Annotated in this window: 13 protein-coding genes and 1 tRNA gene; 4 read left to right on the forward strand and 10 right to left on the reverse strand. The window is 66.1% G+C overall.

Annotated features, from left to right (window positions below; genetic code table 11):
* The first annotated feature begins 18 nt into the window (after positions 1–18).
* The 3 genes from CLU87_RS18935 (at position 19) to CLU87_RS18945 (ending at position 2863) form a co-directional block, all read left to right on the forward strand.
* On the forward strand, positions 19–654 hold the full coding sequence (locus CLU87_RS18935) for a Crp/Fnr family transcriptional regulator (RefSeq protein ID WP_015012256.1): 636 nt from the start codon (positions 19–21) through the stop codon (positions 652–654).
* 58 nt (positions 655–712) lie between these two features.
* Positions 713–1849: a PilT/PilU family type 4a pilus ATPase gene (locus CLU87_RS18940; protein WP_056059906.1), complete on the forward strand. Its 1137-nt coding sequence runs from the start codon at positions 713–715 to the stop codon at positions 1847–1849.
* A 99-nt stretch (positions 1850–1948) separates the two neighbouring features.
* The gene (locus CLU87_RS18945; protein ID WP_056059909.1) at positions 1949–2863 is read left to right on the forward strand and encodes an NAD(P)-dependent oxidoreductase; all 915 of its coding nucleotides are present in this window, start codon (positions 1949–1951) and stop codon (positions 2861–2863) included.
* A 204-nt stretch (positions 2864–3067) separates the two neighbouring features.
* On the opposite strand, the gene CLU87_RS18950 is transcribed toward CLU87_RS18945, so the two are convergent.
* From CLU87_RS18950 to CLU87_RS18960, 3 genes are all read right to left on the reverse strand, one after another.
* A complete protein-coding gene (locus CLU87_RS18950) occupies positions 3068–3733 on the reverse strand; it encodes a BON domain-containing protein (RefSeq protein ID WP_099731461.1) in 666 nt (221 codons plus the stop codon).
* The gene (locus tag CLU87_RS18955; RefSeq protein ID WP_056059914.1) at positions 3730–4329 is read right to left on the reverse strand and encodes an SIS domain-containing protein; all 600 of its coding nucleotides are present in this window, start codon (positions 4327–4329) and stop codon (positions 3730–3732) included. Before CLU87_RS18955 ends, CLU87_RS18950 begins: the two co-directional genes overlap by 4 nt.
* 90 nt (positions 4330–4419) lie before the next feature.
* Positions 4420–4830 carry a YraN family protein gene (locus CLU87_RS18960; RefSeq protein ID WP_099731462.1) on the reverse strand — a complete coding sequence of 137 codons (411 nt, stop codon included), beginning with the start codon at positions 4828–4830 and terminating at the stop codon, positions 4420–4422.
* Here CLU87_RS18960 and rsmI point away from each other — a divergent pair.
* Positions 4830–5759, forward strand: a complete 930-nt coding sequence (gene rsmI, locus CLU87_RS18965) for a 16S rRNA (cytidine(1402)-2'-O)-methyltransferase (RefSeq protein WP_099731463.1) — start codon at positions 4830–4832, stop codon at positions 5757–5759. The genes CLU87_RS18960 and rsmI overlap by 1 nt on opposite strands.
* 101 nt (positions 5760–5860) lie before the next feature.
* On the opposite strand, the gene CLU87_RS18970 is transcribed toward rsmI, so the two are convergent.
* The 7 genes from CLU87_RS18970 to CLU87_RS19000 form a co-directional block, all read right to left on the reverse strand.
* Positions 5861–7114 (reverse strand): Hsp70 family protein, encoded by a 1254-nt coding sequence (locus CLU87_RS18970; protein WP_099731464.1) that lies wholly within the window; start codon positions 7112–7114, stop codon positions 5861–5863.
* Between the two features lie 169 nt (positions 7115–7283).
* A tRNA-Phe gene (locus CLU87_RS18975) sits at positions 7284–7359 on the reverse strand.
* A 60-nt stretch (positions 7360–7419) separates the two neighbouring features.
* Entirely contained in the window at positions 7420–8103 is a 684-nt protein-coding gene (locus tag CLU87_RS18980; RefSeq protein ID WP_060986598.1) for a response regulator, read from the reverse strand.
* 42 nt (positions 8104–8145) lie between these two features.
* The gene (locus tag CLU87_RS18985) at positions 8146–10440 is read right to left on the reverse strand and encodes an ATP-binding protein (RefSeq protein ID WP_099731465.1); all 2295 of its coding nucleotides are present in this window, start codon (positions 10438–10440) and stop codon (positions 8146–8148) included.
* Complete coding sequence (locus CLU87_RS18990; RefSeq protein ID WP_099731466.1) at positions 10437–11048, reverse strand: DUF4390 domain-containing protein; 612 nt, start codon at positions 11046–11048, stop codon at positions 10437–10439. The genes CLU87_RS18985 and CLU87_RS18990 overlap by 4 nt, the downstream gene beginning before the upstream one ends.
* A 10-nt stretch (positions 11049–11058) precedes the next feature.
* Positions 11059–12531, reverse strand: a complete 1473-nt coding sequence (gene rsmB / locus CLU87_RS18995; RefSeq protein WP_233193820.1) for a 16S rRNA (cytosine(967)-C(5))-methyltransferase RsmB — start codon at positions 12529–12531, stop codon at positions 11059–11061.
* 18 nt (positions 12532–12549) lie between these two features.
* Positions 12550–13158: a LemA family protein gene (locus tag CLU87_RS19000; RefSeq protein ID WP_099731467.1), complete on the reverse strand. Its 609-nt coding sequence runs from the start codon at positions 13156–13158 to the stop codon at positions 12550–12552.
* Between the last annotated feature and the right edge of the window lie 155 nt (positions 13159–13313).

The following is a 13313-nucleotide window of genomic DNA, read 5'->3' on the forward strand; positions in this document are numbered from 1 at the left end:
CGCATACCGGAGCGCGATATGAAAGGCATTTTGAGCCTTCTGAAAATGAAAGCCCGCAGCGGCAAGCCATCGGACGACCACACGGATTCCGTGCTGTTTTCCACCGCGTTTGCGGGCCAGGGTGTGGACGACTCCATGCTGGTGCCCTGGGAGGCACGCGCCGTGGAAGTGGGCGCCAAGCGCCTGCCTACCAGCCGGGGCGGCAAACTGCTGCAAGGCCTGTGGGCCAAGGACAAGTACATGGCGCACTTGGACAAGGACGCCGTGGAGCGCATGGAGCGCTTTTTTGAATTTGCGGCCGTCCCGTCCAATCGCGACGTGATTCGCCAGGATGAGTACGGCAACTTCATGGTGGTGCTGCTCACAGGCACCATCGCCGTGGACCGCGTGCAGCCTTGGGGCGAACAATTGCGCTTGGCCGAGACACGCCCTGGGGACATCCTGGGCGAGATGTCGCTGCTGGACAGCGGCATCCGCTTTTCGGCCTGCACCACACTGACCGACTGCGAGATCGCCGTGCTCTCCGCCGAGGCCATGGACGACATGATGACCAAGGATCCGCAACTGGCCGCCAGCCTGATTGCCCTGCTGGCGCGCAAGCTGTCGCTGCGCCTGCGCGTGGTGAGCGCACGCCTGAGCGACAACCAGAAATGATGCACCTATCCACGACACAAGATCGTCCGGCAGACGACCACCCCCGGGAGAACTTCTGATGGAACGCGATCAGGCCAGTAAATTCATCAATGACCTGCTCAAGCTGATGGTGAGCCGCAACGGCAGCGACTTGTTCATCACGGCAGAGTTTCCACCCGCCATCAAGGTCGATGGCAAGGTGACCAAGGTGTCGCCGCAACCCCTCACGTCCAACCACACGCTCACGCTGGCGCGCGCCATCATGAGCGACAAGCAGGTGGCAGACTTCGAGCGCACCAAGGAGTGCAACTTCGCCATCTCGCCCGCTGGCATCGGGCGCTTCCGCGTCAACGCTTTCATCCAGCAAGGCAAGGTCGGCATGGTGCTGCGGACCATTCCGCTCACGCTGCCCACCATCGACGGCCTGGGTGTGCCGCAGGTGCTCAAGGAAGTGACGATGACCAAACGCGGCCTGTGCATCCTGGTGGGTGCCACGGGCTCGGGCAAGTCCACCACGCTGGCCGCCATGGTGGACTGGCGCAACGAGAACTCGTTCGGCCACATCATCACGGTGGAGGACCCCATCGAATTTGTGCACCCACACAAGAACTGCGTGGTGACGCAGCGTGAAGTGGGCCTGGATACCGACAGCTGGGAAGCAGCGCTGAAGAACACGCTGCGGCAGGCGCCCGACGTGATCCTGATGGGCGAAATCCGCGACCGCGAGACCATGGAACATGCGGTGGCGTTTGCCGAAACCGGGCACTTGTGCCTGGCCACGCTGCACGCCAACAGCGCCAACCAGGCGCTGGACCGGATCATCAACTTCTTCCCCGAAGAGCGCCGCGCCCAGTTGTTGATGGACCTGTCGCTCAACCTGCGCGCCATGGTGTCGCAGCGCCTGATCCCCAAGCAGGACGGCAAGGGCCGCGCCGCAGCGGTGGAGGTGATGCTCAACACCCCACTGATCTCCGACCTGATCTTCAAGGGCGAGGTCTCCGAGATCAAGGAGATCATGAAGAAGAGCCGCAACCTGGGCATGCAGACCTTCGACCAGGCGCTGTTCGATGCCTACGAGGCCAATGTCATCAGCTACGAAGACGCGCTGCGCAATGCCGACTCGCTCAACGACTTGCGCCTGCAGATCAAGCTCAACAGCCAGCGCGCCAAGTCACCCGACCTGGCACAGGGCACCGAGCATTTCGCGATCGTTTGACCCCAGAGCCAGGTCCACACACCTTCGCGCAGCTTCACCCGCCCTCCTGGGCGGGTTTTCGTTTTCACGCATACTTTTGCATCATCTTGCCATCACACCATGCCAAGCACTAACCCCCGCAATTACGACACCACTCCCTCCCGCAAAGTCGCCTTTCTGGGCCTGGGCGTGATGGGCTATCCCATGGCAGGCCACCTGGCGCTGGCTGGCCATGAAGTCACTGTGTACAACCGGACCGCTACCAAATCCGTAGCGTGGTGCGCAGAGTACGCGGGCACCAAGGCTCCCCAGCATGCAGCCACGCCCCGCGAGGCGGCGGCAGGCGCCGACATCGTGTTCTGCTGTGTGGGCAATGACGACGACCTGCGCTCGGTCACCCTGGGCGCGGACGGTGCCTTCGCTGGCATGAAGCCCGGCGCGATTTTTGTGGACCACACCACGGCCTCGGCCGAGGTGGCCCGCGAGCTGTATGCGGCCGCCCAGGCGCTCGGCCTGCAGTTTGTGGATGCGCCCGTGTCCGGCGGCCAAGCCGGCGCTCAGAACGGCCTGCTGACCGTGATGTGCGGCGGCGATGCAGCAGCCTTCGAGGCTGCTCAGCCCGTGGCCATGGCGTTCTCGCGCGCCTTCACGCTGCTGGGTGCCAGCGGCTCGGGCCAGTTGGCCAAGATGGTCAACCAGATCTGCATCGCCGGGCTGGTGCAGGCCCTGTCGGAAGCCGTGGCGTTTGGCCAGAACGCCGGGCTGGACATGAAGCAGGTGCTGGAAGTGATCGGCAAGGGCGCTGCCCAGAGCTGGCAGATGGACAACCGTGGCAAGACCATGGTGGACGGCAAGTTCGACTTTGGTTTTGCCGTGGACTGGATGCGCAAGGACCTGGGACTGGTGCTGGACGAAGCCAAGCGCAACGGATCACGCGTGCCGGTGACGGCACTGGTGGACCAGTTCTATGCCGATGTGCAGAAGATGGGCGGCAACCGCTGGGATACGTCCAGCCTGATTCAGCGCTTGAAGTAACCCCCTCAGCCGCCTGCGGTGTCTACCCTGACAAAGGGCAGACCCGGCGGTCGGGCAAAGCAGGCGTCGTCGCAGCCTCACCCCCGGGCGCAACGCCGGCGACGTGTGGCAGCGCGGCGGAGCCCCAGCGCTGCGCTGCAAGAAAAAAGTCCCAGACCACGCGCTGCGGTCTGGGACTGGGACCCTACGGTCTGATGCCCGCCCTTAGCCGCCAGCCGGCTTGGTGTCCGTGGTGACCGGCGCAGGCTGCGGCGCGATGCGGCGCAGCTCTTCCTCCGAAACGATCTCGAACACGCGCACCACCTTGCGCACATCGGCCACGCCTCGGGCGATGTCCGTGGCGCGGTTGGCCTCACGCTGTGACACACGGCCCATCAGGTAAACGGTGTTGCGCTCCGTCACCACCTTGAAGGAGTTGGCCGAGATGTCCTGCGCATCCACCAGGCTCGCACGCACCTTGCCGGTGATGAAGGTGTCCGTGGACCGCTGGCTCAGCGTAGAAGGGGGCATCACGGCCAGATCGTTGACGACCGAGCGCACGTTTTCCACCTGCGACACCATCTGCTCCACCGCCTGGCGGTCCTGGGCCGTGGCGACTTCACCGGTCAGCAGGGCCTGGCGGTTGTAGCTGGTCACGTTGACATGGGCCCGGTCGCCCAGGGCTTCGCGGATGCGGTTGGCCGCGCGCAGCTCAATGCCTTCGTCTTCGATCTGGGTGCCGGCCGTGCGGCGGTCCACCGCCATCACGCCGCCGACCACAGCGCCGCCCACGATCAGGGGCGCGCAGGCCGATAGTGCGGCGGCCAGCGTGGCAGCAGCCAGGGCAGTGCCCACCACGCGGCGGGTGCGGTTCAGGGTTGTCGGGTTCATAGTGGGATCTCCTGTTCACCAAGTAACTGTGCGTCCACGCCGTCGCTGATGCAATGCAATACCAGCGTGTGGACTTCGCGCACGCGTGCCGCACGGTCGTGGGGCACGCTGATCAAGACGTCGGTCTCCCGCAGCATGGCGGCCAGTTTGCCGCCGGTGCGGCCCGCCAACACCACCACGGTCATGTCGCGCTCGTGCGCGGCCTCAGCGGCAGCCAGCAGGTTGGGGTCGTTGCCGTGCACCGTCAGGGCCAGCAGCACATCGCCCGCCTGGCCCAGGGCGCGCACCTGGCGCGCAAACTGCTGGGTGGCATCGTTGCTGCCCGCAGCCGCCGTGAGCAGTGTGTTGTCGGATGTGAGCGCCAGCGCGGCCAGCTCGGGACGTTCGCGTTCAAAGCCCGCCACGCAAAAGGCGGCAAACTGCTGCGCTTCGGCGGCGGACGGGCCGTTGCCACAGGCCAGCACCTTGCCGCCGCTGGTCACGCAGGCCAGCACCGCCTGTACGGCTGCTGCAATGGGATGGCTCAGGGTCTGCGCGGCCTGGTACTTCAGGTCGGCGCTGTCGATGAAATGCTGTTGGATGCGTTGCTCAAGCATGAGGGCCCGATGATACCCGCCGCGTGTTACAGCTTTTGTAGCAAAGGGTAGCCACCTGCATTGCGCTGGCGACCGGTACGGCGCCCGCCGCTACTGCGCATCGAACGCCGCCTTGAGCCACTGCACCCCCTCCTCCACCAGCACCACGTCAAAACGGCAGGGCGGTGGCGACGGCAAGCGCATCAGGTAGTGCCGTGCGGCAAAGATGATGCGCTGCTGCTTGGTCGCGCTGATGCTGGCACCGGCGCCGCCAAAGCCGCCATGCGCGCGGCTGCGCACCTCCACAAACACCAGGGTGCCATCCCGGTCACGCATCACCAGATCAATCTCGCCCCCGCCGCGTCCGGGCGTCCGATAATTGCGCACCGCCAGTTGCAGTCCCGCTACCTGCAGATGGGCCAATGCCTGGTCCTCGGCAGCGTTGCCCCGCTCACGCGTGGTGGCTTTTTTGGCAGCCCCTGGGGTGGCAAGGGCCGGTGGTCTTTTTCCAAGGAAATTCATTGAGCGCATCTTTCGCTTCAGCCCAGAGCGCGGCGCACGACGCCGCCGCTGCGCAGCATTATCCGCAGGGCGCGCTGTACGTGGTGGCCACGCCCATCGGCAACCTGGCCGACATCACCTTGCGCGCACTGCATGTGCTGCAACTGGCCGACACGGTGGCCTGCGAGGACACGCGCCATACGCAGTCGATGCTGCGCGCCTACGGCATCGACAAGGGCGCCAGCCAGCTGCTGGCTGTGCACCAGCACAACGAGGCCGAAGCCGCGCAGAACGTGGTGCACCGGCTGCAGCAGGGCCAGCGCGTGGCCTATGTGAGCGACGCAGGCACCCCCGGCGTCAGCGACCCCGGCGCACGTCTGGTGGCTGCCGTGCAGGCGGCGGGCCTGCGTGCCGTGCCACTGCCGGGCGCCAGCAGCATCACCACCGCATTGAGCGTGGCCGGTGCCGTGGCCCACAGCACCGAACACGGCGGCTTTGTGTTTGCAGGATTCCTGCCCGTCAAGAACGCGGAGCGTGCCAACGTGATTGCGCAGCAGCTGGCCCAGGAGCCCCGGTGCGTGGTGCTGCTCGAAGCGCCCCACCGCATCGGCGAGCTGGCCCAGGCCCTGGCCGTATTGGGCGAGCGCCCCGTCACCCTGGCGCGCGAGCTGACCAAACAGTTTGAAGAAGTCACCACCCAGCCCGCGCAGGCGCTGACGGCGTGGCTGGATGGGTCGCCCCAGCGCTCGCGCGGCGAATTCGTGGTGCTGCTGCACCCGGTCCCTGTGGTCAGCGACGCGGGCGACAGCCACCGCGTGCTGCGCCTGTTGCTGGCCGAGCTGCCCCTGAAGACCGCCGTGCGCCTGGCCGCCGAGATCACGGGTGCATCACGCAACGTGCTGTACGACACCGCGCTGGAGTGGAAGCGCGAGGATGGCGTACAGGACTGACTCCAGATGCTCCCGGGCCGTGTTTGCGATGTTTTCGGGCGGTAGCGCTGGTGCAATATGCCGCAAAAGCTATCCAATTGATAGCAAACTGGATGGCGTGACTACCGCGAAACCGCCAGGCCCGCAGCCACCCCGCCGAACAGATCACCCTCCACTTGCGGAGTTGCCGGGAAGGCAGTGCGCAGTGCCTGGCGCAGGGGCCGCAATGCCGACGACCCCCCGGTCAGGTAGATCGCATCCACACCCCCATCGCCCAGTCCCGCCATCTGCAGGCAGTCGCGCGCGCAGGCCACCACCTGTTCCAGCGGCTGCGCCAGGGACTGCGCCAATCCGGGCGGCGTGATGGCGGCGCCGAGCCCGGCCTCGACCCAGTCCAGCGGCATGGGCGCCTCGGCATCGGCCAGAGAAGCCGCGATCTTGGCCTGCTCCACCGTGTTGGCCAGGCGGTGGCCCAGCCGCTCGTTCAACACCCGCATCAGCCGGGCATGCAGAGCGGCGTCGGCATAGTCGGTGCGCAGGTTCTGCGCATCACGCAGTGCGCGCGGCGAATACAGCCACTGGATCAGGTGCCAGGTCGAGAGGTCGAAAAACACGCGGCTGGGCACCTCGCGCCCCGACGGACCGATGTGGCGAAAGCCCAGCAGCGGCATGAGCAGGTCCAGGCTGAGGCGCCGGTCAAAGTCCGTGCCACCGATGTGCACGCCAGTGGTGGCCAGCACATCGCTGCTGCGGTCCGCGCGGGCCATGCGCTCGGGGCCCAGGCGCACCACCGTGAAGTCCGACGTACCGCCGCCAATGTCCACCACCAGCACCAGCGACTCCCGGTCGATGCGCTGCTCGTAGTCCAGCGCGGCCGCAATGGGCTCGAACTGGAAGCTCACGTTCTCGAACCCTGCAGACAGCGCGGCCTGACGCAGTGCGTCCTCGGCCTGCTGATCGCGCTCGGCATCGCCGTCCACAAAATGCACCGGCCGCCCCATCACCACCCGCCCGGGCATGCCACCGAGTTCGTCGCGGGCCTTCTGCGCCAGCATCCGCAAGAAGAGGCCGATGATGTCCTGGTAGCTGACCAGCTGGTTGTGCACTGCGGTCTTGTCCTGCAGCAGCGCACTGCCCAGCAGGCTCTTGAGCGAGCGCATCAGCCGCCCTTCCGTGCCAGCGAGGTACTGCGCCACCGCATCGCGCCCAAAGTGCGTGCGCTGGTCTTCGGCGTTGAAGAACAGCGCCGTGGGCAGCGTGTGTGCATCCCCCTCCAGCGCCACCATCCGCGACAGGCCCGTGCCCTGCCGCACCGCCATCGCGGAGTTGGAAGTGCCGAAGTCGATACCAAGGGTGGTGTCCTGCAGAAGGGGCATGGGGAACGTGGAGAGAGACAACAAGGAAGGCAATGCGCGGTACGGGCGGCAACCAGCACCAAGGCAACGCAGGATTTCGGCATGCGCACCTGCCATGCAGGGTGTGGCCCTGCTTCGGCGGTACGAAATTGAAAAAGCCCTTGATTCTTGCAAATCAAGGGCTTTTGTTTGGTGGCCTGGGGCGGAATCGAACCACCGACACAAGGATTTTCAATCCTCTGCTCTACCGACTGAGCTACCGGGCCTGAGCCTCAAATTATAGCCAGAAAAATCAGCGCTTCCGGCAAAAGGCACAAATTAATTGATCAGCCGCGCTTGCCGCGCCCCAGATCCACGCCCAGCTGGCGCAGCTTGCGGTACAGGTGGGTGCGCTCCAGACCCGTCTTTTCGGCCACGCGCGTCATGGAGCCGCCTTCGCGGGCCAGGTGAAACTCGAAGTAGGCTTTCTCGAAACCATCGCGCGCTTCGCGCAGGGGGCGATCCAGGTCAAACCCCTGGTGGGCGTGGGGGCCGGGGTCCACCCCCGCCATCACCGCAGAAACGGCAGGCAGCTGCGAGAACGTCGGATCGGCCGGAGCGGCAGCGGGTGCGGACACAGCAGCCACGGGTGCAGCCTGGTGGGCCGCGTTGCGGGCCAGGCCCTGCTCCACGGCCTTGAGCAGCTTTTGCAGGGTAATGGGTTTTTCGAGGAACGAGAAAGCGCCGATGCGCGTGGCCTCCACCGCCGTGTCGATGGTGGCGTGGCCGCTCATCATGATGACCGGCATGGTCAGCACGCCCGCAGTCGCCCACTCTTTGAGCAACGAGACGCCGTCGGTGTCGGGCATCCAGATGTCCAGCAGCACCAGGTCATAGCTGTTGCCTGCCCGGGCGGCTCGGGCCTGGGTCGCGTTTTCTGCGAGGTCTACGCTGTGACCTTCGTCGTTCAGGATTTCCGACAGCAGATCACGAATGCCGAGCTCATCGTCGACCACCAGAATGTTTGCCATGTGTGTTGAAGCGCCTTGGGGAGGTACTGCGGGGCGGTGTTGTTATGACGCCACCGCTGGTTCAGGGGCGAATGATAACGACACTTGGGCGCCGCGCACCACGCCTTCTTCGGTGCGATTGGACAGTTCGATGCGCGCTCCGTGCTCATCTGCGATCTTTTTGACGACGGCCAAACCCAGTCCGGTGCCACGCGGTTTGGTGGTGACATAGGGTTCGAAAGCGCGCTGCAGGATGTGGGACGGAAAGCCCCCGCCGCTGTCCGACACCGTGAGCCGCACACGGCGTGACGATTCGCTCCAGCGGGTGCTGATGCGCACCGGCGGCACGGGCTCGGAGGCCCCGGCGCGGGCCTGCTCGGTCGAGTCCTGGGCGTTCTGCAGCAGGTTGTGTACGACCTGGCGCAACTGCTGCGCATCGCCCGCAATCCAGGGGCAGCGCGGGTCCAGCTCGGCTTCTACAGGCACGGTGGCGTTTTCTGCCCCATACAAATGGAGCACGTCGGCTACCAGGGCATTGAGGTCCAGCGCATGCAGTTCGGCGGCAGGCAAGCGCGCGTAATCGCGGAACTCGTTGACCAGTCGCTTCATCGCATCGACCTGGTCCACGATGGTCTTGACGGACTTGGCGAGGATGGCCTGTTCAGGGTCCGGCAGCTTGCCCGACAGCTTCATTTCAAGGCGCTCGGCCGACAGCTGGATGGGGGTCAGCGGGTTCTTGATTTCGTGCGCAAGCCGGCGCGCCACCTCGCCCCAGGCCTGCGCACGCTGGGCCGAAACGATCTCCGAAATGTCGTCAAAAACCAACAGTCGGGTGGCATCGGGCAGCTCGGCGCCCCGCGCGACCAGGCTGGTGGCGTGTTGTCCGGCGCCGCCGGAGGAGGCATGCAGCTCGAACGGCTGCTGCCAATGGTCCAGGCCATGGCGTTCATGGTCCCCCAGAAACGCATCGAAATGGCCCTGGACCGACGCGGCAAACTCCGCGAGGCCCGGCACTTCGGACAGCGGCCGCCCCTCATAGGCGGCCATGGGAGCGCGCAGGATGCGGGTGGCGCCCGGGTTGGACGAACGGATCAGCCCCTGCGCATCCAGCACGATGACACCCGCCGTAAGGTTGTCCAGAATGGTCTGCAGGTTGGCGCGGGAGGCATCGACCTCGCCCATGCTCTGCTCCACCGCCTGGCGCGCGTCTGCCAGTTGCTGGGTCATGAGCGCGAACGAGCGCGTCAGCCCACCCAACTCATCTTTGCTTTGCAGCGCGGCCTTGGGACTCAGGTTGCCGGCAGCCACCTCGCGCACCCCCTCTGCAAGCACCAACAAAGGCCGCGCCAGCTGGTTGCCCAGCAGCACCGCCAGCAGCACCGCGCCGAACACCGCCAGGAACAGACTCAGCGTGAGCGTGCCCACATACATACGCCGCAGCCCGCCCCGGGCCAGCGCACGCTCCTGGTATTCACGATTGGCCTCCTGCACGACGATGGCATTGGCCACCAGGGCGGGCGGCAGGGGCAAGGTGGCCTGCAGATAACGCGGCTCCATCAGCAGACCCACGCTGGGGCTGCTGACCAGGGCCAGCACCTTGACCCGCGCGTTCTGCGCCGCAGCCGGGTCGGCGATGTCGTCCAACCCTTCAATCTGCGCCGTGGCGCGCTGCTGGCGCGCCGTGCGCAGCAAGGCAGCGCCGGGCCGCTCGGGGTTGAGACTGAAGCGCGACTGTCCCGCGCTGGCCACCGCCTGACCGGACGCGTTCCAGAGCACCACGTCGGTCGCGCCGAGCTGGTCGCGAATACGCTCCAGCACCAGGCCCGCAGCAGCATCAGGCACCTGGGCCACCTGGGCGCTGGCATTGCGAGTCTTGGCGGCCATGTCCGTGGCCAGCGAGTCCAGCGACACGCGGGCCAGGTTGACGCCCGCAGACAGAGCACCCTCCACCTTCACGTCGAACCAGCTTTCGATGGAGCGCGTGACGAACTGATAGGACACCACATAGATCAGCAGCCCCGGCATGAGCCCCACCAGCGCAAAAATGGCTGCGAGCTTGACCAGCAGGCGGCTGCCAAAGCGCCCCTTGCGCAGGCGCAAGCCCAATCGCACCGCCACCCAGCCCAGCACCAGCAGCAGCAGCAGCGCCACAAACACGTTGACGCCGAAGAGCCAGGCGTAGTTGCGCTCGTACAGCACGCGGTTGTTGGTGGCCAGCGTCAGCAAGAACAGCAGTACCAGACCGATGGCCGACATGATGGCGGCGCCCACGCCCACGGCCCAGCGCACTGCGCGGGACTGGCGGGCGGTGGCGTGGGTCGATGCCGAAACGCCGGTGGATGGGGGGGACGTGCTCACTTGGCTGGCTCTGCGCCCAGGCGCTGGCTGCGGGACACCAGCAGGTTCCAGCCCGACCGGCCGACCGCACCGATCTGGAAAGGACGGGGCAGCTGGGACATGTCGAGGCGGAAGCGGAAGTTCACCGTATGCACGGCATCGGACTCGATCACATCGCGTTCGGCGATCTTCCAGCGTGAAAAACGCTGAATCGACGACAAGGCATCGGCGTAATTGTCAAAATTCTGACCCAGCACCACGCCCAGCCCGCTGTTGGTGAAAGGCGTGGAGGAGATGTTGAGACGCCAACGGCGGGTGAGCGGCTGGTAGCTCAGGCGGAAGTACCGGGTGGTCTCGGCCACCTGCCGGTCGGACCAGTACCAGCGGTCGCGCAGCACCTGGGCGTCGGCCACGAAGAACATGGGAATGCCTTTTTGCAAGGCGTCTTCGGCCAGCTCGGGCAGTTCAAATTGCAGGTTGGCGCTCAGGTACAGGCCATCGTCCCCGCGTTCGAGGCGCAGGTCACCCACCTCGGAGGAGGCCGCCTGTGCGGCTACGGCCTGCGGCACCCAGCAGAGCACCGTCCCCCAAAACAGCACAAACCACGCGCACACCATCCACCAGCGCATGCCCCGGGGCTCATTGCGCCGATTTTTGCAACAGTGCGTAAAAAAAGCCGTCGTGGTCACCGGTCAGATTGTCCGGGACAGCCCCGACCTTGTCCGCGTTGCCGGGAATTAAATGCCCCGGCGACGGCAGCATTTGCGCATCGGTGTTGTGTGCAAGAAACGTTTGCACCTGGGCATCACCCTCTGCCCGGAAGACGGAACAAGTGCAATACAGCAGGCGCCCGCCGGGACGCAACAGCGGCCACAGGGCCTTGAGCAGGGCCGCCTGCAGGGTTGCCAGCTGGGCAATGTCGGATGCACGGCGCAGCCAGCGCACGTCTGGATGGCGACGCACAATGCCGGACGCGGTGCACGGAGCGTCGAGCAGGATGGCGTCGAACGGCACGCCGCCGCACTGCGACTGCCACCAGTCTTGCGGGCGGGCGGCATCGGCCACCAAGACCTGGGCCATCAGCCCCAGGCGCTGCAGGGTTTCACCAATGCGGACGCTGCGTGTGGCATCGATCTCCAGCGCCGTCACCTGCAAGGGAGACTGCGGACCCGCCATCTCCAGCAGGTGCGCCGTCTTGCCGCCGGGGGCTGCGCAGGCGTCGAGCACGCGCAAGGGCTGACTCAGATCCAGCCCTTGCAGCAGCAAAGGAGCCGCCTGCTGGGCGGCGGCGTCCTGCACGGACACCCAGCCCTCCGCAAAGTGTGGCAGCGACTGAACGGGCACCGCCTGACGCAGCGCGACGCCATACTGGCCCACCGCAATCGCTCCTAAACCAATAGCATCCAAGGCATGTAAATACTGCGCTACCGAGCATTTTTGTTCGTTCACCCGCAACACCATGGGTGCGTGGGCATTGTTGGCCTGCAGGATCTGCTCCCAGTGCTGGGGGTGGTCCTTGCGCAGGCGCTGCACCCACCACGCCGGATGGTTCCAGCGCGCCACGGGATCGTTGTCGGTGGCGGCCACCAGGGTGTCGCGCTCGCGCAGAAAACGGCGCAGGCAGCCGTTGATGAACGAGGCCTGCGCGCGGGTGGCCGGGTGGTGCTTGGCCGCCTCCACCGCCTGGTTCACCAGGGTGAAGGGTTCGTAGGGCGAGGCCTGCGGGTCCCAGCACAGCGCCAGTGCGCTGCACAGCAGCGCATCGGCGGCGGGTGCGGGGGCACGGGCGGCCAGCTGTCGGCGCAGGGCCTCGGCCCGCCCGGCCTGGCGCAATACCTGGAACAACAGGGCCTGCGCGCCAGGGCGCAGCGCGATCTCTATGGCGGCCAGCGCTGCCGTGCCGGACTGCCCACCGCGGATCGCCTGCAAGGCGCCAGCCACCGCTGTCAGCAACCGCCACAGAGGAACCGTCGGGGCACTCGACGAAGTCGCCCTATCGGGTGAGACCGCAGCAGAACCCGCCTGCGGAGACTGCTGGCCGGAGCCTGCGCGCACGGGACGCGGCGCATTGCCACCGGTGCGGCGGGGACGGTGGTGGGGAGGTGGAGTCATCGTGATCCTGAAAACGGGTTACAGCGCACGTGCCGCCTTGAACCCGAACACCCAGGCCAGCAGGCTGGCCGGAAACTGGGCAATGGCACTGTTGTACTGCACCACGGCCTCATTGAACACGCGAATCGCTTGCTCGTTCTGCACGGCGTGTTCCTCCCAGCGCACCTGCCACACGGACAGGACCACGGGCGCAGACCCTGGGGTCACCGTAGCGGTATCTGCAGCCGAGGCCAATGATGTTGGCTGTGCAGGGTCGGCCAGCAACTTCTGCAAGGCGGTGGCCCAGGTCGCTCGCAGCACTTCGCGGGCGGCGGTCAATGCTGCCACCGCGTCACCCTGCAGCGGGCGGGCGCGTGCCACGGCCAGCGAGGCACTCAATTGCGTCACGGCACCCTGCAGCGCGGCCAACTCTTGCGCACCTGCATCGGCCAGCAAGTTGCCGCGCTGTACGGTCTGCGCCGCGCCGAACTCGCCGAGCAAGGCCACCAGCCGCACCATGTGTGCGTCAAAACTGCCGAACGACTGAACGACAGCCGAGCGCAGGCGCATCAGACGGTTGTAGGCCCCCAGGGCCCAGAACAGAAAGACGGCAAAAGCAATCCAGAAGAGGGGCGACGACCACAGCATGCACAGTTGCCGGAGCGGATGCTGCTGCACCCGTCGCGGCCCGAAAAACAGAAAGTTGAAACAAACGACGGGCGGTGAAAAGACACGCGTCCATCAAAAACGCCCCCGGCCTGCCTGGGACAGGACGGGGGCGCTGTGGCGACCGCAGCAGGGCC

This window comes from Acidovorax sp. 59 (assembly GCF_002754175.1).
Classification (GTDB): domain Bacteria; phylum Pseudomonadota; class Gammaproteobacteria; order Burkholderiales; family Burkholderiaceae_C; genus Acidovorax; species Acidovorax delafieldii.